The sequence below is a fragment of the Pseudomonas sp. DCB_AW genome, assembly GCF_026240895.1.
GTDB classification, from domain to species: domain Bacteria; phylum Pseudomonadota; class Gammaproteobacteria; order Pseudomonadales; family Pseudomonadaceae; genus Aquipseudomonas; species Aquipseudomonas kermanshahensis.
This window is the reverse complement of record NZ_JAPFCE010000012.1, coordinates 46,301-70,232: the sequence shown is the minus strand read 5'-3', so window position 1 is coordinate 70,232 and position 23,932 is coordinate 46,301. Positions and strand designations below refer to the sequence as shown.

General features: G+C 60.8%; 20 protein-coding genes and 1 pseudogene. 11 read left to right on the top strand and 10 right to left on the bottom strand.

What is annotated here, in order from left to right; all coding sequences use genetic code 11:
- Positions 1-117 precede the first annotated feature (117 nt).
- Positions 118-1,278 (top strand): Do family serine endopeptidase AlgW, encoded by a 1,161-nt coding sequence (gene algW / locus OO306_RS10170; protein WP_027595323.1) that lies wholly within the window; start codon positions 118-120, stop codon positions 1,276-1,278.
- A 116-nt stretch (positions 1,279-1,394) separates the two neighbouring features.
- Here the strand turns inward: algW and OO306_RS10165 are convergent, their stop codons facing one another.
- From OO306_RS10165 to OO306_RS10150, 4 genes are all read right to left on the bottom strand, one after another.
- Positions 1,395-2,159, bottom strand: a complete 765-nt coding sequence (locus OO306_RS10165) for an amino acid ABC transporter ATP-binding protein (protein ID WP_003251792.1) — start codon at positions 2,157-2,159, stop codon at positions 1,395-1,397.
- A 10-nt stretch (positions 2,160-2,169) separates the two neighbouring features.
- Entirely contained in the window at positions 2,170-3,267 is a 1,098-nt protein-coding gene (locus tag OO306_RS10160) for an amino acid ABC transporter permease (RefSeq protein ID WP_265968556.1), read from the bottom strand.
- 10 nt (positions 3,268-3,277) lie between these two features.
- A complete protein-coding gene (locus OO306_RS10155; RefSeq protein WP_099455252.1) occupies positions 3,278-4,456 on the bottom strand; it encodes an amino acid ABC transporter permease in 1,179 nt (392 codons plus the stop codon).
- 67 nt (positions 4,457-4,523) lie between these two features.
- Positions 4,524-5,552, bottom strand: coding sequence for an amino acid ABC transporter substrate-binding protein (locus tag OO306_RS10150; protein WP_027595320.1), 1,029 nt, complete (start codon positions 5,550-5,552; stop codon positions 4,524-4,526).
- A gap of 331 nt (positions 5,553-5,883) precedes the next feature.
- Between OO306_RS10150 and OO306_RS10145 the strand changes: the two genes are divergently transcribed.
- Complete coding sequence (locus OO306_RS10145) at positions 5,884-6,540, top strand: alpha/beta hydrolase (protein WP_099455253.1); 657 nt, start codon at positions 5,884-5,886, stop codon at positions 6,538-6,540.
- Positions 6,541-6,641: 101 nt separating this feature from the next.
- Positions 6,642-8,105 carry an ATP-dependent RNA helicase RhlB gene (rhlB, locus tag OO306_RS10140; RefSeq protein WP_265968555.1) on the top strand — a complete coding sequence of 488 codons (1,464 nt, stop codon included), beginning with the start codon at positions 6,642-6,644 and terminating at the stop codon, positions 8,103-8,105.
- A gap of 121 nt (positions 8,106-8,226) precedes the next feature.
- Here rhlB and moaE read toward each other — a convergent pair whose 3' ends face one another.
- From moaE to OO306_RS10115, 5 genes are all read right to left on the bottom strand, one after another.
- Positions 8,227-8,712 carry a molybdopterin synthase catalytic subunit MoaE gene (moaE, locus tag OO306_RS10135; RefSeq protein ID WP_265968554.1) on the bottom strand — a complete coding sequence of 162 codons (486 nt, stop codon included), beginning with the start codon at positions 8,710-8,712 and terminating at the stop codon, positions 8,227-8,229.
- A gap of 2 nt (positions 8,713-8,714) precedes the next feature.
- Positions 8,715-8,960: a molybdopterin converting factor subunit 1 gene (gene moaD, locus OO306_RS10130; RefSeq protein ID WP_099430383.1), complete on the bottom strand. Its 246-nt coding sequence runs from the start codon at positions 8,958-8,960 to the stop codon at positions 8,715-8,717.
- The gene (gene moaC / locus OO306_RS10125) at positions 8,960-9,430 is read right to left on the bottom strand and encodes a cyclic pyranopterin monophosphate synthase MoaC (RefSeq protein WP_027595315.1); all 471 of its coding nucleotides are present in this window, start codon (positions 9,428-9,430) and stop codon (positions 8,960-8,962) included. Before moaC ends, moaD begins: the two co-directional genes overlap by 1 nt.
- 200 nt (positions 9,431-9,630) lie before the next feature.
- Positions 9,631-11,025 carry a PhoH family protein gene (locus tag OO306_RS10120; RefSeq protein ID WP_027595314.1) on the bottom strand — a complete coding sequence of 465 codons (1,395 nt, stop codon included), beginning with the start codon at positions 11,023-11,025 and terminating at the stop codon, positions 9,631-9,633.
- A 266-nt stretch (positions 11,026-11,291) separates the two neighbouring features.
- Positions 11,292-12,428 (bottom strand): polysaccharide deacetylase family protein, encoded by a 1,137-nt coding sequence (locus OO306_RS10115; RefSeq protein ID WP_265968553.1) that lies wholly within the window; start codon positions 12,426-12,428, stop codon positions 11,292-11,294.
- A gap of 136 nt (positions 12,429-12,564) precedes the next feature.
- Between OO306_RS10115 and yaaA the strand changes: the two genes are divergently transcribed.
- From yaaA to OO306_RS10100, 3 genes and pseudogenes are all read left to right on the top strand, one after another.
- On the top strand, positions 12,565-13,344 hold the full coding sequence (gene yaaA / locus OO306_RS10110) for a peroxide stress protein YaaA (protein ID WP_265968552.1): 780 nt from the start codon (positions 12,565-12,567) through the stop codon (positions 13,342-13,344).
- Between the two features lie 136 nt (positions 13,345-13,480).
- A complete protein-coding gene (locus tag OO306_RS10105; RefSeq protein WP_265968551.1) occupies positions 13,481-13,885 on the top strand; it encodes an NUDIX hydrolase in 405 nt (134 codons plus the stop codon).
- Between the two features lie 362 nt (positions 13,886-14,247).
- Positions 14,248-14,532: pseudogene (locus tag OO306_RS10100) on the top strand (YaaA family protein); the annotation flags it as partial.
- Between the two features lie 75 nt (positions 14,533-14,607).
- Here OO306_RS10100 and OO306_RS10095 read toward each other — a convergent pair.
- Positions 14,608-15,480, bottom strand: coding sequence for an RHS repeat-associated core domain-containing protein (locus OO306_RS10095; RefSeq protein WP_265968550.1), 873 nt, complete (start codon positions 15,478-15,480; stop codon positions 14,608-14,610).
- A gap of 1,286 nt (positions 15,481-16,766) precedes the next feature.
- Here OO306_RS10095 and OO306_RS10090 point away from each other — a divergent pair.
- The 5 genes from OO306_RS10090 to OO306_RS10070 all read left to right on the top strand — a co-directional run bounded on the left by OO306_RS10090 (position 16,767) and on the right by OO306_RS10070 (position 23,917).
- Positions 16,767-18,083, top strand: a complete 1,317-nt coding sequence (locus tag OO306_RS10090) for a nucleotide sugar dehydrogenase (RefSeq protein WP_027595311.1) — start codon at positions 16,767-16,769, stop codon at positions 18,081-18,083.
- Between the two features lie 81 nt (positions 18,084-18,164).
- On the top strand, positions 18,165-19,646 hold the full coding sequence (locus tag OO306_RS10085; protein ID WP_172960386.1) for a glycosyltransferase family 2 protein: 1,482 nt from the start codon (positions 18,165-18,167) through the stop codon (positions 19,644-19,646).
- 36 nt (positions 19,647-19,682) lie between these two features.
- A complete protein-coding gene (locus OO306_RS10080) occupies positions 19,683-20,849 on the top strand; it encodes an alginate biosynthesis protein Alg44 (protein ID WP_027595309.1) in 1,167 nt (388 codons plus the stop codon).
- Between the two features lie 33 nt (positions 20,850-20,882).
- Positions 20,883-22,442: an alginate biosynthesis TPR repeat lipoprotein AlgK gene (algK, locus tag OO306_RS10075; protein WP_265968549.1), complete on the top strand. Its 1,560-nt coding sequence runs from the start codon at positions 20,883-20,885 to the stop codon at positions 22,440-22,442.
- Positions 22,439-23,917, top strand: a complete 1,479-nt coding sequence (locus OO306_RS10070) for an alginate export family protein (protein ID WP_085273971.1) — start codon at positions 22,439-22,441, stop codon at positions 23,915-23,917. The genes algK and OO306_RS10070 overlap by 4 nt, the downstream gene beginning before the upstream one ends.
- The last annotated feature ends 15 nt before the right edge of the window (positions 23,918-23,932 follow it).

Here is a 23,932-nt window from a genome sequence, read left to right as displayed (position 1 = left end):
CGCCTGGGTGCAGGCCAGACAAGCCTTCGCCGATCAGCGGTTTCAGGTGTATGATCGCGCGCGCTCGCGCCCCGTGGCGCTGCTATCTGGCTCCCGCCCTACTCCCAGGATTCGTTCATGTTCAAGGCTCTGCGTTACTTTGGCTGGCCCCTGCTCACCGGTGTGTTGATCGCCATGCTGATCATCCAGCGCTTCCCGCAATGGGTCGGCCTGCCCAGCCAGGACGTCAACCTGCAGCAGGCCCCGCAAACCACCCGGATCATGCAGGGCCCGGTGTCGTATGCCGACGCCGTGACCCTGGCCGCACCGGCGGTGGTCAACCTGTACACCACCAAGGTGGTCAACAAGAGCGCCCATCCACTGTTCGAAGACCCGCAGTTCCGCCGCTTCTTTGGCGACAACCTGCCCAAGCAGAAGCGCTGGGAGTCGAGCCTGGGCTCGGCGGTAATCATGAGCCCCGAGGGCTACCTGCTGACCAACAACCACGTCACCAGTGGCGCCGACCAGATCGTGGTAGCGCTCAAGGATGGCCGCGAGACCTTGGCGCGGGTGATCGGCAGCGACCCGGAAACCGACCTGGCGGTGCTGAAGATCGACTTGAAGAGCCTGCCGGCCATTACCATCGGCCGCTCCGACAACATCCACATTGGTGATGTCTCGCTGGCCATCGGCAACCCCTTTGGCGTCGGCCAGACCGTGACCATGGGCATCATCAGTGCCACCGGCCGTAACCAGCTGGGCCTGAACAACTACGAAGACTTCATCCAGACCGACGCGGCGATCAACCCGGGTAACTCCGGCGGTGCACTGGTCGATGCCAACGGCAACCTGATCGGCATCAACACGGCCATTTTCTCCAAGTCCGGCGGCTCTCAGGGCATTGGTTTCGCCATCCCGGTGAAGCTGGCGCTGGAGGTGATGAAGTCGATCGTCGAACACGGCCAGGTGATCCGTGGCTGGTTGGGCATCGAAGTGCAGCCGCTGAGCCAGGAACTGGCTGAGTCGTTCGGTATGCAGAATCGCCCAGGCATCGTCGTGGCGGGGATCTTCCGCGAAGGGCCGGCGCAAAAAGCCGGGCTGCAGCTGGGTGACGTGATCATGAGCATCAACGGCGAGCCGGCGGGTGACGGGCGCAAGTCGATGAACCAGGTGGCGCGGATCAAGCCCAACGAGAAGATCACCATCGAGGTGATGCGCAATGGGCAGCAATTGAAGCTGGTCGCCGAAGTGGGGCTGCGGCCGCCGCCTGCTCCGGCGACGACGCAGGAAGAGAAGTAACACTGGGGCTGCTGTGCAGCCCATTCGCAGCACAAGGCTGCTCCTACAGGGGGATCGCATTGCCTTGTAGGAGCAGCCTTGCGCTGCGAATGGGCCGCAAAGCGGCCCCACCAGCATCAATGCAAAATCTGACTCAAGAACAACTTGGTCCGATCACTGCGCGGCCGGTCGAAGAAATCATCCGGCGCCGCCTGCTCCACAATCTCCCCCTTGTCCATGAAGATCACCCGGTTCGCCACGGTGCGGGCAAAGCCCATCTCGTGGGTGACACAGAGCATGGTCATACCATCCTCGGCCAGGCCCACCATGGTATCGAGCACTTCCTTGACCATCTCTGGGTCGAGCGCCGACGTCGGCTCGTCGAACAGCATGATCTTCGGTTTCATGCACAGCGCCCGGGCAATCGCCACACGCTGCTGTTGGCCACCCGACAACTGCCCCGGGTACTTGTGCGCCTGCTCAGGGATCCGCACCCGCTCCAGATAATGCATGGCGATTTCCTCGGCCTTGCGCCGCGGCATCTTGCGCACCCACATCGGCGCCAGTGTGCAGTTTTCCAGAATGCTCAGGTGCGGGAACAGGTTGAAGTGCTGGAACACCATGCCCACCTCACGGCGGATCGCCTCGATCTGCTTGAGGTCGTTGGTCAGCTCGACGCCATCGACGACGATGCGCCCCTGCTGGTGCTCTTCAAGCCGGTTAAGGCAGCGGATGGTGGTCGACTTGCCCGACCCGGATGGCCCGCACAGCACGATGCGCTCGCCCTGGCGCACATTCAGGTTGATGTCCTTGAGCACATGGAACTGGCCGTACCATTTGTTCACACCCTGCATCTGGATGATGCCTTCGGGGCCAGCAGGCTGCTTGATCGCTTCACTCATTTCGAAACTCCTAACGCTTGTGGCCAGTGTCCAGCTTGCGCTCCAGGTGCATGGAGTAGCGGGACATACCGAAACAGAAAATCCAGAAAACCAGCGCAGCGAACACGTAGCCCTCGGTGGCCATGCCCAGCCAGGCCGGGTCGGCCGCCGCTTGCTTGACGCTGTTGAGCAGGTCGAACAGGCCGATGATGATGACCAGGCTGGTGTCCTTGAACAGGGCAATGAAGGTGTTGACGATGCCGGGGATCACCAGCTTCAGCGCCTGGGGCAGGATCACCAGGCCCATCGACCGCCAGTAGCCCAGGCCCATGGCCGCAGCCGCTTCGTATTGCCCCTTGGGGATCGCCTGCAGGCCACCGCGCACCACCTCGGCGATGTACGCCGACTGGAACAGGATCACGCCGATCATCGCCCGCAGCAGCTTGTCGAAGCTCATGCCTTCGGGCAGGAACAGCGGCAGCATCACCGAGGACATGAACAGCACGGTGATCAACGGTACGCCGCGCCAGAACTCGATGAAGGTCACGCAGACCACCTTCACCGCCGGCATCCGCGAACGCCGCCCCAATGCCAGCAGGATGCCCAGCGGCAACGCACCGACGATACCCACGGTGGCGATCACCAGGGTCAGCATCAGCCCGCCCCACTGGCTAGTCGGCACGCTTTCCAGGCCCAGGTAGCCGCCATGCAGCAGGGTGTAGGCGAGAACCGGGTACAGCACCAGGAAGCCCAGGCCATACACGGCCTTGCGCGGGAAGCGCTTGATGAACAGCGGCGCGGCGCCGAGCACGGCCAGCCACACGGTCAGGTCCACGCGCCAGCGCAGTTCCGTCGGGTAGTAGCCGTACATGAACTGGCCAAAGCGCTGCTGCACGAACACCCAGCAGGCGCCCTCCTTGGTGCAGTCTGCGCGGGTGGTGCCGACCCAGTTGGCATCAATCAGCGCCCACTGCAGCAAAGGCGGTACGATCAGCCACACCAAATAAAGGGCGAACAGGGTTAGCAGGGTATTGAGCCAGCTGGAGAACAGGTTGGCACGCATCCATGCGAGCACGCCGACGGTCTTCACCGGTGGCGGCATGTCAGGTTTGAAAACGTGAGCATTCACGGGCGTATCCTCACCGCTCGATCAGCGCAATGCGCTTGTTGTACCAGTTCATCAGCAGCGAAATGCTGATGCTGATGGCGAGATAGACACTCATGGTGATGGCAATCACCTCGATGGCCTGGCCGGTCTGGTTGAGCACCGTACCGGCGAACAGCGAGACCATCTCTGGGTAGCCGATACCGGCCGCCAGCGACGAGTTCTTCGCCAGGTTCAGGTACTGGCTGGTCAGCGGCGGAATGATCACCCGCAGTGCCTGGGGGATGATCACCTTGCGCAGGGTCGGGCCCTCGCGCAGGCCCAGCGAACGCGCAGCTTCAGTTTGGCCATGGCTGACCGAACGGATACCGGAGCGCACGATTTCGGCAATGAACGCCGCGGTATAGATCGTCAGCGCCAGGGTCAATGCCAGCAGTTCGGGGATCAGCACCCAGCCACCGACGAAGTTGAAGCCCTTCAACTGCGGCACTTCCCAGTGCACGGGGCTGCCGAACAGCAGCACGCAGAGGCCAGGGATGGCAATGAACAGCGCCAGCCCCACCCAGAACTTGTGAAACGGCTCACCGGTCTCGTTGAAGCGTTTGTTGGCAACACGCACCATCACCACGATGGCCGCGATCGCCAGCGCCAGGGCAATGACAAACGGCCAGAAGCCATCGGCCATCGAGGCGCCGGGCATGTTCAGGCCCCGGTTGCTGATGAAGAACAGGTCGTTGATGTTGATGCTGCCCCGCGGCCCTGGCAGGGTCAGGAACACCGCGAAATACCAGAACAGAATCTGCAGCAAAGGCGGAATGTTGCGAAACGTCTCCACATACACGGTCGCCAGTTTGTTGATCATCCAGTTCGGTGAAAGCCGTGCCACACCGATGATGAACCCCAAAACGGTCGCCAGGATGACGCCGATGAACGTCACCAGCAGCGTGTTGAGCAGGCCGATGACGAACACCCGCGCGTAGCTGTCGGATTCCACATAAGGAATCAGGTGCTGGGCGATGCCGAAGCCGGCACTGCGGTCGAGGAAGTCGAAGCCCGAGGTGATGCCCCGGTGTTGCAGGTTGGTTTGCGTGTTGTGGAACAGGTACCAGCCCAGGCCCACCACGAAGACGATCGTGAGAACCTGGAACAACCACGCGCGCACACGCGGATCGTTCAGGGATAGCCCCTTTTGTGCGCCGATTCGATTTTGCATGAAGTGCCCCGGACAGTAGGGATTCGAACAGCCTGCGGCGGCGGGATGCCGCCGCAGGGTGCAGCCATCAGCGCACAGGTGGCGCGTACTGGATGCCGCCGTTGTTCCACAGGGCGTTCATGCCACGGTCGATCTTCAAGTCAGTGCTCTGGCCCAGGTTCTTCTCGAACACTTCGCCATAGTTGCCCACTTGCTTGACGATCTGGACTACCCAGTCTTTGGGCAGCTTGAGGTCTTTGCCGTACTCGCCGTCAGCGCCAAGCAGGCGGGCGTTGTCCGGGTTCTTGGTGGATTTGGCCTCAGCCTCGACGTTCTTCGAAGTGATGCCGGCCTCTTCGGCGTTGAGCATGGCGAACAGGGTCCACTTGACGATGCTGAACCATTCTTCGTCGCCCTTGCGTACCACCGGGCCCAAGGGTTCCTTGGAGATGGTTTCCGGCAGCACCACGTAGTCGGTCGGCGCGGCCAGCTTGGAACGCTGGGCGAACAGCTGCGACTTGTCCGAGGTCAGCACGTCGCAACGGCCGGACTCCAGCGACTTGGCGCTTTCGTCGGAGGTGTCGAAGGTGATCGGGGTGTACTTCAGGTTATTGGCGCGGAAGTAGTCGGAAACGTTCAGCTCGGTGGTGGTACCGGCCTGGATGCAGATGGTCGCGCCATCGAGCTCTTTGGCACTGGAAACCCCCAGCTTCTTGTTGACCAGGAAGCCGACGCCGTCATAGTAGGTGACACCGGCGAACACCAGGCCCATGCCGGCATCGCGCGAGCTGGTCCAGGTGGTGTTGCGCGACAGCACGTCGACTTCGCCAGACTGCAGCGCAGTGAAGCGTTCCTTGGCGTTGAGCTGGCTGAACTTGACCTTGGTCGCATCGCCGAACACGGCGGCAGCGACGGCGCGGCAGACATCGGCGTCGATACCGACGATCTTGCCTTGCGCATCAGGTACCGAGAAGCCTGGAAGACCGTCGCTCACGCCACACTGGACGAAGCCCTTCTTCTTTACCGCATCAAGCGTGGCGCCGGCCTGGGCGGTTGTCACAGCGCCCAGCGCAGCGGCAGCGGTCAGGACTGCCAGGGTGGTTTTCAACATCTTCATTCACAACCTCCAAATCGCTCTTGTTGTACCGAGCCGGAATTGCACCGCACCCTTTTGAGGCGTATCCGACCCGTGTTGGCTTGTTATTGGGTCAATGGCGCAATGGGCTGTTCTATGACAGCCTTCACGTGCAAAGGGTGTTACCGTCACGGCCTGACCCTTGCATCGAATGATTCATAGCAAAGGGCGTACCACAGTTGACGGCTAAAGCGTTTAAGCGCTCGTCAAGTAGGGAAAGTTGTATCGTTGCGACATTCTTTTTCCGACAATCATTTGCAGCGCCTTCTTTTTACGCACACGAAAACAAGACACGCACACTTTCGGAGCAGTCATGACCAACCCGCTGATTCTCGAACCGCAGAAAACCGCCGACGCCTGTGTGATCTGGTTGCACGGCCTGGGCGCCGACCGTTACGACTTCCTACCGGTTGCCGAATTCATGCAGGAACGACTGCTCAGTACCCGGTTCATCATGCCCCAGGCCCCTACCCGCCCAGTCACCATCAATGGCGGCTATGCCATGCCCAGCTGGTATGACATCAAGGCCATGACCCCAGCGCGCGCCATCGACGAGGCGCAACTGGAGGAATCGGCCGACCAGGTGATCGCCCTGATCAAGGCCGAACAGGCCAAGGGCATCAATCTGTCGCGGATTTTCCTGGCCGGTTTCTCCCAAGGTGGCGCCGTGGTGCTGCACACGGCTTATATAAAGTGGCAAGAAGCCCTTGGCGGGGTGATCGCGCTGTCCACCTACGCGCCAACCTTCAACGATGCCCACGAACTCAGCGCCTGCCAGCAACGCACCCCGGCCCTGTGCCTGCATGGCGTGCACGACCCGGTGGTGATCCCTTCGATGGGGCGCACGGCCTTCGAATACCTGAATACTTGGGGTGTTGCCGCCCAATGGCACGAGTACCCGATGGAGCATGAAGTGGCCATCGAGGAACTGAGCGATATCCACGACTGGTTGAGCAAGCAATTGCAATAAGCCAGGCTCGCCCGTCGTTGTAGGTGTATTCCGCTACGCCGTGTCCAGTTCTTGCTTTACACTGCCCGGCGTACATTCCTTAACCAGTTGATGAGACGATCGTGCTCAAGGCACTCAAAAAAATATTCGGCAAAGGAGACGCCGCGCCTCAGGCCGTCGATCCCGCTGCCAGCGTGAAAACGCCCGCGCCTGCTCCCGCTGCTGTGGCTCAGCCCCAGTCTCAGCCAGCGCCTCAGCCGGCCCCAACACTCGCCGACGCCAGCCCTGAGGCCCAAGCGCCTGCCGCCACCGACAAACCGGCCAAGGACAAACCGCGCCGCGAACGCAAGCCAAAGCCGCAGGCCAGCCTGTGGAAGCTGGAAGATTTCGCGGTAGAGCCGCAGGAAGGTAAAACCCGCTTCCACGACTTCAAGCTGTCCAGTGAAGTGATGCACGCGATCCACGACCTGGGCTTCCCCTACTGCACGCCGATTCAGGCGCAGGTATTGGGTTACACCCTGCGCGGCCAGGATGCTATCGGCCGGGCCCAGACCGGCACCGGCAAGACCGCCGCGTTCCTGATCTCGATCATTTCCCAGCTGCAGCAGACGCCGCCGCCCAAAGAACGCTTCATGGGCGAACCGCGCGCGCTGATCATCGCGCCAACCCGCGAACTGGTGGTGCAGATCGCCAAGGACGCCGCCGCCCTGACCAAGTACACCGGCCTGAACGTCATGAGCTTTGTCGGTGGCATGGACTTCGACAAGCAGCTCAAGGCCCTGGAAGCGCGTCATTGCGACATCCTGGTCGCCACGCCGGGCCGCCTGCTGGACTTCAACCAGCGCGGTGAAGTGCACCTGGACATGGTCGAAGTGATGGTGCTGGACGAAGCCGACCGCATGCTCGACATGGGCTTTATCCCACAGGTACGTCAGATCATTCGCCAGACCCCGCCGAAAAGCGAACGCCAGACGCTGCTGTTCTCCGCCACCTTCACCGAAGACGTGATGAACCTGGCCAAGCAGTGGACCACCAACCCCGCCATCGTCGAGATCGAGCCAGAAAACGTCGCCAGCGAGACGGTCGAGCAGCACGTCTACGCGGTGGCCGGCAGCGACAAGTACAAGCTGCTGTACAACCTGGTGACCCAGAACAAGTGGGAACGGGTGATGGTGTTCGCCAACCGCAAAGATGAAGTACGGCGTATCGAAGAGAAGCTGGTGCGCGACGGCATCAACGCCGCCCAACTGTCGGGTGACGTGCCGCAGCACAAGCGCATTCGTACGCTGGAGAGCTTCCGTGAAGGCCGGATTACCGTGCTGGTGGCCACCGACGTGGCGGGCCGCGGTATCCATATCGATGGCATCAGCCACGTGATCAACTTCACCCTGCCCGAAGATGCCGATGACTATGTTCACCGCATCGGCCGTACCGGCCGCGCGGGGACCAGTGGCGTGTCGATCAGCTTTGCCGGCGAGGACGATTCCTACCAACTGCCGGCGATCGAAGAGCTGCTGGGGCGCAAGATCAAATGCGAGATGCCGCCGGATGAGCTGCTCAAGCCGGTGCCGCGCAAGCATCATTGAGGCACGCAGAGCCCAGGTAATTCGCGATCTCTGTAGGAGCAGCCTTGTGCTGCGAAGAGGCCGGTGACAACACAGTCATCGTTGGTGTTAGCACTGGCCCTTTCGCAGCACAAGGCTGCTCCTACAGAGGCCGTGCTGCTTCCGAAGTACACCGATCGGCTAACCAGCGCCCCGCCGCATCCTGGTCACTCTGCTTCCCTTCCACCCAGCGCGGCCCGTCCTGGGTGTTTTCCTTCTTCCAGAACGGCGCCCGGGTCTTCAGGTAATCCATGATGAAGTTGCAGGCATCGAACGCCGCCTGCCGATGGGCACTGGCCACACCGACGAAAACGATCGGTTCGCCAGGCTCCAACGCGCCAATCCGGTGCAACACCTCGACCTTGAGCAAGGGCCAGCGCTGCTCGGCCTCGACCACGATCTTGGCCAACGCCTTCTCGGTCATCCCCGGGTAGTGCTCAAGGAACATCCCGGCCACCTCGCGGCCATCATTGAAATCACGCACGTAGCCGACAAACCCGACCACCGCGCCCACGCCGACATTCGCGGCATGCATGGCATTGACCTCGACACCCGGGTCAAACGCCCCGTGCTGCACTCGCACCGTCATGCTCAGCCTCCGGTCACCGGTGGGAAGAACGCCACTTCGTCGCCCTCTTGCAGCGGCTCGTCGAGCCGGCACAGCTCTTCGTTGCGCGCGCACATCAGGTTCTGCTCCGCCAGCAATTCATATTGCCCGCCCTTGGCCACCAGCGCCTTGCGCACATCGTCGATCACCGCGAAGTCACCTTCCACACGTTCGGCATCGAGCCCGAGCAATTCCCGGTAACGGGCGAAATACATCACCTTGACCTTCATTACGCGTCCACCTTGTAGTGGCCGCTCTTGCCGCCGAGTTTTTCCAGCAGGCGCACCTGCTCGATCACCATGCCCTTGTCCACGGCCTTGCACATGTCGTAGATCGTCAGTGCGGCAACGCTGGCAGCGGTCAGTGCCTCCATCTCGACGCCTGTCTGGCCGGCCAGCTTGCAGCGGGCGACGATGCGCACTGCGTCCTGCCCTTCGGCGCTGAGCTCGACCTTGACGCTGGTCAGCATCAGCGGATGGCACAGCGGGATCAGGTCGCTGGTTTTTTTCGCCGCCTGGATACCGGCAATGCGCGCCACGGCGAACACATCGCCCTTGGGGTGCTCACCGTCGACGATCATCTGCAAGGTCTGCGGCAACATGCGCACCCGCGCCTCGGCAATCGCCTCGCGCTCGGTCACGGCCTTTTCAGTGACGTCGACCATGTTGGCCCGCCCCTGGGAATCAAGATGTGTCAGCACTGCTCTGCTCCTGTGAAGGGAACACAGAGTGTAAACCTGTGGGTCAGGTTTGAGCAGTGGCATGTACTGTCGGTGCTGGCCTCTTCGCGGGGCAAGCCCGCTCCCACAGGATCTCCACTGGCCTTGAATCGAGTGGATCTACTGTGGGAGCGGGCTTGCCCCGCGAAGAGGCCGGGCGGCGTACCGCCCGGCTGGGTGGGTTACAGATGCGACTCGGCGTACTCGGCCAGTACCGACCGTGGCACACCCTGCAGGGTGATGTGCACGCCATGGGGGAAGTCCTTGAAGCGCTCGGTCAGGTAGGTCAGGCCCGAGCTGGTCGCGGACAGGTAAGGGGTATCGATCTGCGCCAGGTTGCCCAGGCAGACCACCTTGGAACCGGAACCGGCACGGGTGATGATGGTTTTCATCTGGTGCGGCGTGAGGTTCTGGCACTCGTCGATCAGGATCAGGCTCTGCTGGAAGCTGCGACCGCGAATGTAGTTCAGCGACTTGAACTGCAGCGGCACCCGCTCAAGGATGTACTCGACGCTGCCGTGGGTGCTCTCGTCATCCATGTGCAAGGCTTCGAGGTTGTCGGTGATGGCACCCAGCCAGGGTTCCATCTTCTCCGCTTCGGTGCCCGGCAGGAAGCCGATCTCCTGGTCCAGCCCCTGCACGCTGCGGGTAGCGATGATGCGCCGGTAACGCTTGCTGACCATGGTCTGCTCGATGGCCGCGGCCAGGGCCAGGATGGTCTTGCCCGAGCCAGCGGCGCCGGTCAGGTTGACCAGGTGGATATCCGGGTCGAGCAAGGCGAACAGGGCCAGGCTCTGATGGATGTCTCGCGGTTTCAGGCCCCAGGCTTCCTGGTGCAACAGGGGTTCCTGGTGAAGGTCGAGCAGCAGCAGTTCATCATCGCGGATGCCCTTGATCCAGCCGACGAAGCCTTGTTCATCGATGATGAACTCGTTGATGTGCACTGCCGGCAAGTTGTCGATCATTTGCACACGATGCCAGGTGCGGCCCCGTTCCTGGCGGGTGTCGACCTTGCTGACCCGGTCCCAGAACGAGCCGGTGACCGAATGGTAGCCCTTGGACAACAGCGACACGTCATCGACCAACTGGTCGGTGCTGTAGTCCTCGGCCGCGATACCGCAAGCACGCGCCTTCAGGCGCATGTTGATGTCTTTGGTGACCAGCACCACGTCAAGGTCGGTGCGCCGGGCCCGTACTTCGAGCAACTGGTTGATGATGATGTTGTCGTTGAGGTTTTCCGGCAGCAGCTTGTTCGGCTCGTTGCGCGGGGTCATCAGGATGGACAGGAAGCCCTTGGGCCCACTCTTGTTGCGCTGGATCGGCACGCCCTGCTCGACATCGCTGGGCGAGGCGTTACCTAAGGTCTGGTCGATCAGGCGAATGGCCTGGCGGCATTCGGCGGCGATGCTTTGTTTACCGGTCTTGAGCTTGTCGAGTTCCTCCAGCACCGTCATCGGAATGGCGACGTGGTGCTCCTCGAAGTTGAGCAATGCGTTGGGGTCGTGAATCAGGACGTTGGTATCGAGCACATACAGGATTGGCTTGCTGGAGGAAGGGTTGCGTCCTTGGTCATCCATACTCGGTCACCTTATGTCGAAGCCACACGGCGCGGTCTGCTGCGCCGCAGAGTGACTGCCGGTCTTCCCGTATCCGCGTTGCTACGGGCGGGAAGCGAACCTGACACGGTGGATGACGCCACCTGTGCTGCAGGGCTCGGCTGTCTGGTTTCTTCATACCGCATAAACGATGACTAAAAAAAGCATTTTTACGCGCAGGTGAAGTTTATTTTTCCGATTGACGAACAGGGGTTGGCGAGGGGGCGAGTGAGGTCTACAGTCAGATATTAGTCCCCCTGCTCACGATGCCCATAAGCCTGGCAGCCCTCCCAGCCAATGCCGCTCTGCGCGGTGTTGCGCAACAACCATTCCACCGCCGGCTGTGCCTTGGGCAGGCTGTCGTGGAATTGGATCACCCCCTTGCGCCACAGCAGCATCAAGGTCAGCACCCGCTGCGCCGAGGCCTCTGCGCTCAACGGGCCCTCATCCTGTGCATCGATATCCCACAACGACACCTGCAACTGCTGGCTGGCCATGAACGCTTCGCCATCGGCCCGACGCTGGCCATAAGGCGGGCGGAACAGCGGCACGTACTGCGCCGGCAGGTCAGCCTGCACCCGCGCCTGGCTGCGCCGCAACGAATCCTGCCAGCCCTGCCACTGGGCATGAGAGCGGTACTCCCAGCCCTGAATACCCACGCATTGCCCGCGATAGACCTGTCGCAGGGCCTCCACGGTGGCAGCGTCACGGCGTTGCTGCAGGCGATTGCCAAGCACGAAGAACGTGCCTTCAAGCTTTTGCCGGCGCAGGTAATGGGTGAGGGTATCGGTATAGCCCCCGTCGGGCCCTGGGCCCCCCACGAAGGTCAGCAGGAACATGCGATCGTTGAGCTCATCGCCATTGCGTTCCCGGTTGGAAAGGCGCTCGACCTCGCTGCTGGTGTTCGGCAACAGGGCTGCCTTGCGCAGCTGCTCATCCAGGTAACGGACATGGAACTGATGGCTCGGCTCGACCCAGCCGGTATAAAATGTGCCGACATCTGCAGCGAACGTCGCTGCCTGCGTACGCAATTCCGCCATCGACGTGACCGGGTAGCAGAACGAAGCATCCTGTTCGCAGCTGCGCTGGGCCTGTTGATAACCCTGCCACAAACGCTGCCACAGGCGTGCCCGCACCAGGCGGACCTTTTGCAGGTTGATCTGCCGCAACCCTAACCGGGCTGCCAGTGCGCCATCGTCCAGCAGTTCGCTCTCGTGCAGCACCTGGGCGAACGAGAGGATCTCGGCCCGCGAGGCCACATCGAACAGCGCCGGGCTGTCCAACTGCTCGGGCCATAGGCTGCGGTCCAGGCTTGCCTGGGGTGATGGGGCGGCCTGCACGGCCAGGCTCAACAACGTGGCCAGCAAGGCCGATGCAATGCGCACGGTGGGAAGCTCCGCAACAGCAAAACGCGCACTATAGCGCCTGGCTTGGCGATGGTCTGTGACTATCGTCGGCATAGTTTGGACTTGCCAGGCCCAGCCCGTAGAATCCCCGGCAACGATTCCAGGAGCCGACCCGATGCTGACGGTGATTTCCCCCGCCAAGACCCTCGACTACGACACCCCGCCGGTGACCGAGCGTTTCACCCTCCCCCAGTACCTGGACGACTCCCAGGCACTGATCGTGCAACTGCGCGAGCTGTCGCCCGCCCAGATCAGTGAACTGATGCACCTGTCCGACAAACTCGCCGGCCTCAACGCCGCCCGTTTCGGCAGCTGGACCCCAGACTTCACACCGGCCAACGCCAAGCAAGCGTTGCTGGCGTTCAAAGGTGACGTGTACACCGGCCTCGATGCCGAGAGCCTTGGCGAAGACGACTTCAGCTACGCCCAGGACCACCTGCGCATGCTCTCTGGCCTTTACGGCCTGCTGCGCCCGCTCGACCTGATGCAGCCGTACCGCCTGGAAATGGGCACCAAGCTGGCCAACGCCCGCGGCAAGGACCTGTATGCCTTCTGGGGCACGCGCATCAGCGAATGGCTGAACCAGGCCCTGGCCGACCAAGGTGATGACGTGCTGCTGAACCTGGCCAGCAATGAGTACTTCAGCGCGGTAAAACGCAGCGCCCTGAAGGCCCGCGTGATCAACGTCGACTTCAAAGACTTCAAGAACGGCCAGTACAAGATCATCAGCTTCTACGCCAAGAAAGCCCGCGGGATGATGAGCCGATTCGTGATCGAGCAGCGCATCAGCGACCCAGAGCAGTTGAAGCAGTTCGACGTGCAGGGGTACTACTACAGTGCCGAGCAGTCGAAGGCGGATCATCTGGTGTTTTTGCGGGATCAGCCTGGCGAGTAAGTTATTCACGAAGACGGGAGCTGTTCGTAAGAGAACATGCTCCCTTCGTTACAACTTCAAACATTTTCTCATTTGACTATACAGCGGTTACTACTAACCTACTCGCAACCATTTCAAAAAGGTTAGAGGTCAATGTATGGCATTTGACGATACTTTTCGCTTGAGTTCCCACGCAGTAATACTTAACGAAAAAAATGAAATACTCCTATTAAAAGCAACCTATGGGAATTTTGCATGGGGTCTCCCCGGCGGGGCCCTAGAGGTTGGAGAAACAATTCATGAAGCACTCATCAGAGAATGCTTTGAAGAACTCAATCAACCAATCACCGATGCAGCCCTGACTGGCGTTTATTATCATAAACAGTACAACTCACAGGCCTTCATATTCCGCTGCACTCTAAATGACATCTCTAAAATAACATTAAGCAACGAACACTCAGAATACAAATTCGCTCCTGTATCATCTTTAAGCGAAATTCAAGGTATTCGAGTAAGTGACTGCCTGAACTTTTCCGGAATCGTTACCAGTAGAAAATTCTGACCATCACCTCTAATCATTCTAACATGCAATAATTTTCACGCGGTAGACCCTCCCCACTCAGATCTCCCTTATATCTCATTCGATAGATATCGGGGATAAGCGTTTGCATTTTTGACGCTACTGCCTCTACGACCTAAATTTGCGGGCCTGCCACACACGCCGAAAGTTCTGCTGCTTGACGCACATGGCGTGCAAGGATCCTCTCGCTCTTGTACACGCTTTATCTTCCCGTCTCTAACAAATACGTAAACCTTCCGAAACTACGACTTCTCACATGCCTCCCTGCGAACACGCTAGAAACAAATACCGCGGAAGCAACAACCTATTGATAACACTTCGAAAATACAGCCCATAGGATACTCGTACTGCTGAACCTGGCCAGCAATGAGTACTTCAGCGCGGTAAAACGCAGCGCCCTGAAGGCCCGCGTGATCAACGTCGATTTCAAGGACTTCAAGAACGGCCAGTACAAGATCATCAGCTTCTACGCCAAGAAAGCCCGCGGGATGATGAGCCGCTTCGTGATCGAGCAGCGCATCAGCGACCCAGAGCAGTTGAAGCAGTTCGATGTGCAGGGGTACTACTACAGTGCCGAGCAGTCGAAGGCGGACCATCTGGTGTTTTTGCGGGATCAGCCGGACGTCTAGAGACACATTTGATGCAAGGAGCAGAACCTCTCGCTGCTCCTTTTGTGACGATCTCGTACATTTCTCTCAATACGCTCACACTGATCCAATACCTCGAATCTCACGCACACTCACTCCAACCTCTATTGTCTCATTACTACGTACCGCTGCAGCTACTCTCTGAAGCTCTGCAGCATCGATATTCCAGCTTCTCTTATCAAGCAGCTTCTTATGCAGTGCTTCTTCAGTGTGATCTGGGTATCGGGCCATCGCCTTTTTATATTTATAGCGTTTTTCATGCTCATGAAAGTAGGCCAAATCTTCAGCTACCCCGTTACGCTTACGCGTTGTTTTCAATAACCTGTCCTTGTTTTCATCAGCCGGATCTTTATTGTATCGTTCCAATCGCTTGGCATACTTATCATTTTCAACATCCAGCCTCCGCTTTACCATTTTCAGATGACTACGTATACTCGCCAGCTTCTTCCTGTAAAGCAAAAATGCGACCCAATCTCTCATGCGCCCGCTAGGGTCACTATAATTAACAGGATCGCCTGTACAGTAAGCATAGGCATTCAGCCCGCCCGCGCCAAAAGGGCTTATTCGGTCAGGCGAAAGAAATCGCATTAACCGTGAATCGTATTTCCGATAGCCCTGGCCTAACCAATAGCGATCGGTGCTCTGCTCAAGCTGCTCGCCATTGAACCCCAGGGTCAGGTGCGCTCTGGGCAGCGGGGCGTACCCATATACTGAATAGGCACAATTTTCCCCGTCGCTTCTCTGCATGTGTTGAATTACAGACCCTGCCCTATCAACCGCCAGCAAACCTACGAGGCTACCGCTGGAGCGACGCTCTGCTAACGGCTGGTTCACGACGCGGAAAATTGTACAATCCTGTGCAGCCTTTTTTACGCTAGCCAACTTATTTCCTTGATAGAAATACCGTGCCGTGCGTTTATCACACTCCATCGTTAACTCCTTCTTTTACCGTGCACACCCCCGAATTGCCTGCCAGTGTTTATAAGTTTTACCCGTGAAACTACTAACAGATCTGATAGCTTGTAAGAGCCTTTAGCAAACGGCCTCAAGCATTTGGCGCTTTAGCGAGCAAGAATCGCGATGGCGTAAAAGAAAGGATTACTCTGTACGGAGAAATAACTTACAGCGCTCAGCGAAACCTGACTGTAATAACAGTATTATTTTGATACGGGGGTACATATCCGAAATTGGGGCAGAGGCAGCCAGTTGCCCGACATGACATCTGCGGCTTCAAGACCGAGCGCCGCCCCGCGGCGCTTCGCAGCACAAGGCTGCTCCTACAGTTGTTTCGGGCCAATTAACCTTGTGGGAGGCGGTCGCGCGCCGCCTTCACAGGCGTGACTGGCCCGACACAAACGTAGGAGCGAGCGTTGCTCGCGATGCGCCGCGCGGGCGGCGCTCGATCTCGAAACCCCAGAAAATCTCCCGCCAGGCACCAACCCCCACACAATCCATCACGGCAAATAGCCACCAACCGCCCCCCACACAGGCCCGAATCAAACCGCCACCACGCCACAATCCCGACGCCAAAAAACCACCAACCCACCCTTTATCGCCAAACGCCATAAGACCGTTCGTACCTTTTTTGACGTTTTTTGAAAAATATTTTTCGATACTGGCATTAAAACATCCCCCCTCAATCTCGCCCTTTATATACCGGGACGAAACGCCCCAGTGCTATCAGATTGAAACTATTTATCACTGAAGAATTATTTAGAAATCTTTCATCCGGGCAAAACCCAGCCAGGAACTTCTGTCATACCGGATCGCTCATAGTGCCGTAACGATTTTCCTGCCCCTGGGCTGTGAGAGATGACTTACAGATGACAACGGCAGGTATCCACTGCCTGCCACAGCAACTTCGACAGGTATAACGGGCACCCCCCAAGAGCCCTGTCCACGCAGGAGAGACGCGCCCTTACAAATCGTCCTAGTGGTTGATTTCAAAGGATTTATCCACTTGAAAAAACAAGCACAGCAGCGCGCCACGTAGCGCATTGCAATAAAGACGGCTGCACGCCAAGGCACGTTTTTTAATAATGGCTTTTTACTGCCAAGTTTGAGCGCATAACTTTTCGCGCTCCGGAATAATTTTGCCTGCGCTCGGCGAAGTGTGCATTCGCCATGGACCCGTGCGCCCGAAAACTGTTGTTAATCAACCTGGCCCGGCTCTTTCCGAAGGAGCCGGCGTGATAAACACACATGAGGTGATAGCGATGCGTATCAGCATCTTTGGTTTGGGTTATGTAGGGGCGGTCTGTGCAGGCTGCCTGACGGCGCGAGGCCATGAAGTGATTGGTGTGGACGTGTCCAGCACCAAGATCGACCTGATCAACCAGGGCAAGTCGCCCATCGTCGAACCTGGCCTGGAAGCACTGCTGCAACAGGGCATCGCCAATGGCCGCCTGCGCGGCACCACCGACTTCGCCGAGGCCATCCGCGCCAGCGATGTGTCGATGATCTGCGTCGGTACGCCCAGCAAGAAGAACGGCGACCTGGGCCTTGAGTACATCGAGTCGGTGTGCCGCGAAATCGGCTACGTGCTGCGTGACACCACCCGCCGCCACACCATCGTGGTACGCAGCACCGTGCTGCCGGGCACCGTGAAGAACGTGGTGATCCCGATCCTCGAAGACTGCTCGGGCAAAAAGGCCGGGGTCGACTTCGGTGTTGCAGTCAACCCTGAGTTCCTGCGCGAAAGCACCGCGATCAAGGACTACGACCAGCCACCGATGACGGTCATCGGTGAACTGGACAGCGCCAGCGGCGACGTGCTGCAAAGCCTGTACGAAGAACTCGACGCACCGATCATTCGCAAGCCGATCGAAGTGGCCGAGATGATCAAGTACACCTGCAACGTGTGGCACGCCACCAAGGTCACCTTCGCCAACGAGATCGGCAACATCGCCAAGGCTGTCGGGGTCGATGGTCGCGACGTGATGGACGTGGTCTGCCAGGACAAGGTACTGAACCTGTCGCAGTACTACATGCGCCCAGGCTTCGCCTTCGGCGGCTCGTGCCTGCCAAAGGACGTGCGCGCCCTCACCTACCGCGCCGCCAGCCTCGACGTGCGGGCACCACTGCTCGATTCGCTGATGGCCAGCAACGAGTCGCAGGTGCAGAACGCCTTCGAGCTGATTGAAGCCCACGACAAGCGCAAGGTCGCCCTGCTTGGCCTGAGCTTCAAGGCCGGCACCGACGACCTGCGTGAAAGCCCGCTGGTGGAACTGGCCGAGCGCCTGATCGGCAAGGGCTACCAGCTGGGCATCTACGACGAGAACGTCCAGTACGCCCGTGTTCACGGCGCCAACAAGGACTACATCGAATCGAAGATCCCGCACGTTTCCTCGCTGCTCAACGCCGACTTCCAGCAAGTCATCGACAACGCCGACATCATCGTCCTGGGCAACCGTGACGAGCAGTTCCGCGCCCTTGCCCAGCAAGCGCCGGAAGGCAAACAGGTGATCGACCTGGTGGGCTTCATGAGCAAAGCCACCTGCGGCACCAGCCGTACCGAAGGCATCTGCTGGTAACACCCTTGGCCGGGCAGCGCAGGTGCTCCTCAGGGAACACGCGCTGCCCTTCCTTCCCTGATTTCGCGACGGATGCTGAACATGCAAAGGCTCCAGACAGTGCTGTTGCAGTGCGCCGGGTGGCTGCTCTACATGAGCCTGCTCATGTTGATCGCCCTGGCCCTGCCGGCCGATATCTTCGACTCGCAGTCGAAGCACTTCATCTTCCTGGTCGGCGCAGTCGGCATCTGGCGCTACTCGATGGGCGCCACCCATTTCATCCGCGGCATGATCTTCCTGTACGCCGTCTACCCGTACCTGCGCCGCAAAGTGCAGAAGCTGGGCAAGGCTGCGGACCCGTCCCACGTGTACCTGATGGTCACCAGCTTTCGTATCGATGCGCTGACCACCGCGCAGGTGTACAGCTCGGTGATCCGCGAAGCCATCAACTGCGGCTTCCCCACCACCGTGGTCTGCTCGCTGGTGGAGATGTCGGACGAACTGCTGGTGAAAAGCCTGTGGGCCAAATACAACCCGCCGGCACACGTCAAGCTGGACATCGTGCGCATCGCCGGCACCGGCAAGCGTGACGGCCTGGCCTATGGTTTTCGCGCCATCTCGCGGATGCTGCCAGACGAAAACGCCGTGGTGGCCGTGATCGACGGCGACACCGTGCTGGCCGATGGCGTGGTCTGCAAGACCGTGCCGTGGTTCAAGCTCTACCCCAATGTCGGTGGCCTGACCACCAACGAATTCTGCGAAGTGCGCGGCGGCTACATCATGAGCGAATGGCACAAGCTGCGCTTCGCCCAGCGCCACATCAACATGTGTTCGATGGCCCTGTCCAAGCGCGTGCTGACCATGACCGGGCGCATGTCGATGTTCCGCGCCAGTGTGGTGACCAACCCCGAGTTCATCGCCGACGTCGAAAGCGACTCGCTGATGCACTGGCGCCTGGGCCGCTTCAAGTTCCTCACCGGTGACGACAAGTCCAGCTGGTTCAGCCTGATGCGCCTGGGCTACGACACCTTCTACGTGCCGGATGCCGCCATCAACACCGTCGAGCACCCGCCCGAAAAAAGCTTCCTCAAGGCCAGCCGCAAACTGATGTACCGCTGGTACGGCAACAACCTGCGGCAGAACTCCCGCGCGCTGGGCCTGGGCCTGCGGCGCCTGGGGCTGTTCACCAGCATCGTCCTGTTCGACCAGCGCGTGTCGATGTGGACCAGCCTGCTGGGCCTGACCGTGGCGGTGATCGCCAGCCTCAAGTTTGGCCTGGGTTTCCTGCTGGTGTACCTGCTGTGGATCGGCATCACTCGCCTGATCCTGACCGTGATGCTGCTGTGCTCCGGGCACAAGGTCGGGCCGGCCTATCCGCTGATCCTTTATTACAACCAGATCGTCGGCGCGATGATGAAGATCTACGTGTTCTTCCGCCTCGACAAGCAGTCCTGGACCCGCCAGCCCACTGCCCTCAAACGTGACCTCGCCAGCTTTCAACAATGGTTCAACACCTGGTCCTCGCGGACCATGACCTTCTCGGCGGCCAGCATCTTCGTTGCTGTGCTGTTCATGGTCGTGTGAGCCCAACCGGATCGGATCTAACAGGAACAAACCACCATGAATACCGCCGTGAACGTCAACGTCGTGCATGAGTCCGAAGCCCAGCGCCAACACGCCCGGGTGCGCATTCCAGCCAAGCTGCGCTTTCTGGATAACCAGCGCCAAACCCACGAAGTGAAGGTCGATGACCTGTCCGCCGGTGGCCTGAGCTTCCACACCAAACAGCAACTGTCGGTGGGCGATGTGCTGCGCGGGCGGCTGCAGTTCGTGGTCGACAACCTGGGCCTGTCGATCGACATCGAGTTCCAGGTGCGCTCTTTCAACCCCAGCAATGGCCGTACCGGCGCGCAGTTCCAGAACCTGGAGCCGCGCGACATCGCCACCCTGCGGCACATCATCACCAGCCACCTGTCGGGTGAGCTGATCAGCATCGGTGATGTGCTCAGCACGCTGCAGCGCGACAACTTCACCAAGGCGCGCAAGCAGAAGGATGGCGGTGCCGGCCTGACCGCCTTCGGCCGCCTCAAGGCGGTCAGCGTGACCCTCGGCGTGTTCGTGATCGGCGTGGCCGCCTTCGGTTTCGTTGCCAAGTCGCTGTACGGCATGTACTTCGTCAGCCACGCCGAAGCTGGCGTGGTCGCAGTGCCCACCACCAGCGTCACCATGCCCCGCGACGGCACCGTGAACAGCCTGGTCGAAAGCGGCGGCCAAGTGGTCAAGGGCGCGCCCCTGGCGAGTTTCAGCACCAGCATGCTGGACATGCTCAAAGGCCACCTGGACGACTCGCAACTGGAGCCGGCCAAGGTTGAGGAACTGTTCGGCAAGCAGCTTTCCGGCACCCTCACTAGCCCCTGCGATTGCGTGGTCGCCCGCCAGCTGGTGGATGACGGCCAGTATGCCGCCAAGGGCCAACCGATCTTCCAGCTGATCCCACGCACCACCAACCCGATGGTCGAAGCGCGCTTCAGCTACCGCCAGTTCGACGAGGTCACGCCCGGCACCCGAGTCAACTTCCAGGTGGCCGGCGAAGACGAAGTGCGCACCGGCCAGATCGTCAGCAGCGCCAGCCTCAACAGCGAAGACCTGGCCTCCGACATCCGTGTGCAGATCAAGCCTGACAGCGGCCTGCCAGCAGAACTTGCCGGGCGCCCTGCTTCGGTCAGCAGCGACCGCGGGCCGTCGTTCAACTGGCTGATCGACAAAGCCGTGGCCCGTGGGCTGTAAGAGGACAAGCCGATGACTGAGCCCGATCGCGTCATGCCTATTGCATTAATGTTGCCTGTTTTGCGAGCGCTGCGCGCTCGTTCGCGGCACAAGGCCGCTCCTACAGGGCCCGAGTCGCTCCCCCATCTGTCGCCTGGCGCAAAACCTGTAGGAGCGGCCTTGTGCCGCGAACGGGCGCGCAGCGCTCGCCCATTCACATGGGGCACGCTTGCCTTGGCCATCACGCTCGCCGGCTGTGCCGGCCTGCCTGACCAGCGCCTGGCCAACGAAGCCCTCAAGCGCGGCGACACCGCTTTGGCCGAGCGCAACTACAAGGCCCTGGCCGACCTCGGCTACAGCGATGCGCAAGTCGGCCTGGCCGACATCAAGGTCGCCACCCGCGACCCGGCGCAGATCAAGCAAGCCGAAGCCACCTACCGCGCCGCAGCCTCCACGTCGCCACGGGCCCAGGCGCGGCTAGGCCGCCTGCTGGTGGCCAAGCCCGACAGCACCCAGGCTGAACGTGAAGAGGCCGAAACGCTGCTCAAGCGCGCCGCCCAGCAAGGCGAAAGCAATACCTTGATCCCGCTGGCGATGCTCTACCTGCAATACCCGCAGAGCTTCCCCAACGTCAATGCGCAGCAACAGATCGACCAGTGGCGCGCCGCCGGCAACCCGGAGGCGGGCCTGGCCCAGGTGCTGCTGTATCGCACCCAGGGCACCTACGACCAGCACCTGGGCGAGGTCGAGAGCATCTGCAAGGCCGCGCTCAATACCACCGACATCTGCTACGTCGAACTGGCCACCGTGTACCAGAAGCGCGGCCAGCCCGACCAGCAAGCCGCCCTGCTCGGCCAGCTCAAGGCAGCCTATGCCCGCGGTGCCGTACCGGCCACCCGGGTCGACAGCGTCGCCCGTGTGCTGGCTGACCGCAGCCTCGGCCAGACCGACGAAAAAACCGCCAAGGACCTGCTCGAACAGGTGGCGCCGGCCAACCCGGCGTCGTGGGTCAGCCTTGCGCAACTGGTCTACGACTTCCCCGAGCTGGGCGACACCGACCAGCTACTGGCCTACATCGACAAAGGCCGCGCCGCCGAACAGCCACGCGCCGAACTGCTGCTGGGCCGCCTCTACTACGAAGGCAAGACGCTGCCCGCCGATGCGGCAAAAGCCGAACAGCACCTGCAGGCCGCCGCCGACGCTGGCGAGGTCAGCGCCGATTACTACCTGGGCCAGCTGTACCGCCGCGGTTACCTGGGCAATGTCGAGCCACAGAAGGCCGTCGACCACCTGCTCGCTGCCGCACGTGGCGGCCAGAACAGCGCCGACTATGCCTTGGCACAGCTGTTCAGCGAAGGCCATGGCATCCGCCCGCAACCTGGCAACGCCTGGGTGTTCGCGCAACTGTCGCAGGCCAACCCGACGCCACAGTCGGCCGAACTGCTGCAGCAACTCGATCAGCAACTCACGCCAGACCAGCGCAGCCAGGCGCAAACCCTGCTGACGCAGGAAAAACAGGCGCGCGGCAGCATGGCCCAAGGCGCCAACAGCACCCTGGCCCTCGAAGCCCTGCAAGACGACGAACAAGAAGTAGACGGTGAGGACTCGCTATGACGCTCAATCCCTTCGTGAAAGCCGGCATCGGCCTGAGCTTCGCCCTGCTGTGGTCCTGCCCGACCCTGGCCGACATGACCGCGCAGAAAAACTTCGGCCTGGACGTGAAAATCACCGGCCAGTCGGAAGACGATCGCGACCTCGGCACCCGGCCCGGCGGTGACGTCAACGGCCTCGGCCTGGACCTGCGCCCCTGGGTGTACGGCGAGCGCGGCAACTGGAGCGCCTACGCCATGGGCCAGGCCGTCGCGGCCACCGACACAATCGAAACCGACACCCTGCGCCAGAACGACGACGGCACCACCACCGACACCGGTGACGACAGCCGCAAGCCGGACAAAAGCTACCTGGCCATGCGCGAGTTCTGGGTCGGCTACAGCGGCCTCACCCAGTACCCTGGCGAGCAACTGCGCTTAGGCCGCCAGCGCCTGCGCAGCGACGACGGCATGTGGCGCGACACCAACATCGAAGCCCTCAACTGGACCTTCGACACCACCCTGCTCAAGGCCGACCTGGGCGTGGCCCAGCGCTTCAGCGAGTACCGCACCGACCTCACCGAACTGGCCCCGGAAGACAAAGACCGCACGCACCTCTATGGTAACGTCGCCACGCAATGGACCCCCGGCCACTGGGTCGGCCTGCGTGCCCACCACACCCATGACAGCGGCAGCCTGAAAAGCCCCGGCGAGACGATCGACGCGCTTGACAAGACCCGCACCGGCGACCTCACCTGGCTGGGCCTGGAAGCCAACAGTGACGCCTACAACTGGCGCAACGACCACACCGTCAACTACTGGGGCAGCCTGACCTGGCTGACCGGTGACCGCGACAAGCTCAGCAGCCAACAGGTGGGCGACGATCAAGTGGCCACCGGCAAGCAGAGCGGCGACGTCAACGCCTGGGCCACCGACCTCGGCATCCGCCTGCGCCTTGACCCCAACTGGCAAGTCGGTGCGGCCTACGCCCGTGGCAGCGGCGGCGGTGGCGATGACGGCTCGAACAACTTCGAGCAGACCGGCCTTGAGAGCAACCGCTCCAACTTCACCGGTACCCGCTCGCGCGTGCACCGCTTCGGCGAGGCCTTCCGTGGCGAGTTGGGCAACCTGCAGGCGGCCACCCTGTTTGCCTCGTGGCAACTGCGCGACGACTACGACGCCAGCCTGATCTACCACAAGTTCTGGCGCGTCGATGGCGAGCAGAACATTGGCTCCAGCGGCATCAACGCTGCGGTCAACGACAACGGCGTGAACCGCCCGCTGATCAATGGCGAAAAAGACCTCGGCCAGGAGATGGACGTGGTCGTCACCAAGTACTTCAAGCAGGGCCTGTTGCCCGCTTCGATGAGCCAGGCAATCGACGAACCGTCCGCGCTGGTGCGCCTGCGCGCCGGTGTGTTCAAGCCAGGTGACGCCTATGGCAAGGAAGCGGACTCGTACATGCACCGTGCCTTTGTCGACGTGATCTGGCGCTTCTGAGGCCGGTAGAGGATT

Bases quoted from the DNA above. Each gene is read 5' to 3' on its own strand.
- algW (WP_027595323.1), top strand. From the start codon at position 118: ATGTTCAAGGCTCTGCGTTACTTTGGCTGGCCCCTGCTCACCGGTGTG.
- OO306_RS10165 (WP_003251792.1), bottom strand. From the start codon at position 2,159: ATGAGTGAAGCGATCAAGCAGCCTGCTGGCCCCGAAGGCATCATCCAG.
- OO306_RS10155 (WP_099455252.1), bottom strand. From the start codon at position 4,456: ATGCAAAATCGAATCGGCGCACAAAAGGGGCTATCCCTGAACGATCCG.
- OO306_RS10150 (WP_027595320.1), bottom strand. From the start codon at position 5,552: ATGAAGATGTTGAAAACCACCCTGGCAGTCCTGACCGCTGCCGCTGCG.
- OO306_RS10145 (WP_099455253.1), top strand. From the start codon at position 5,884: ATGACCAACCCGCTGATTCTCGAACCGCAGAAAACCGCCGACGCCTGT.
- moaE (WP_265968554.1), bottom strand. From the start codon at position 8,712: ATGACGGTGCGAGTGCAGCACGGGGCGTTTGACCCGGGTGTCGAGGTC.
- moaD (WP_099430383.1), bottom strand. From the start codon at position 8,960: ATGAAGGTCAAGGTGATGTATTTCGCCCGTTACCGGGAATTGCTCGGG.
- OO306_RS10120 (WP_027595314.1), bottom strand. From the start codon at position 11,025: ATGGATGACCAAGGACGCAACCCTTCCTCCAGCAAGCCAATCCTGTAT.
- yaaA (WP_265968552.1), top strand. From the start codon at position 12,565: ATGCTGACGGTGATTTCCCCCGCCAAGACCCTCGACTACGACACCCCG.
- OO306_RS10105 (WP_265968551.1), top strand. From the start codon at position 13,481: ATGGCATTTGACGATACTTTTCGCTTGAGTTCCCACGCAGTAATACTT.
- OO306_RS10095 (WP_265968550.1), bottom strand. From the start codon at position 15,480: ATGGAGTGTGATAAACGCACGGCACGGTATTTCTATCAAGGAAATAAG.
- OO306_RS10090 (WP_027595311.1), top strand. From the start codon at position 16,767: ATGCGTATCAGCATCTTTGGTTTGGGTTATGTAGGGGCGGTCTGTGCA.
- OO306_RS10085 (WP_172960386.1), top strand. From the start codon at position 18,165: ATGCAAAGGCTCCAGACAGTGCTGTTGCAGTGCGCCGGGTGGCTGCTC.
- OO306_RS10080 (WP_027595309.1), top strand. From the start codon at position 19,683: ATGAATACCGCCGTGAACGTCAACGTCGTGCATGAGTCCGAAGCCCAG.
- algK (WP_265968549.1), top strand. From the start codon at position 20,883: ATGCCTATTGCATTAATGTTGCCTGTTTTGCGAGCGCTGCGCGCTCGT.
- OO306_RS10070 (WP_085273971.1), top strand. From the start codon at position 22,439: ATGACGCTCAATCCCTTCGTGAAAGCCGGCATCGGCCTGAGCTTCGCC.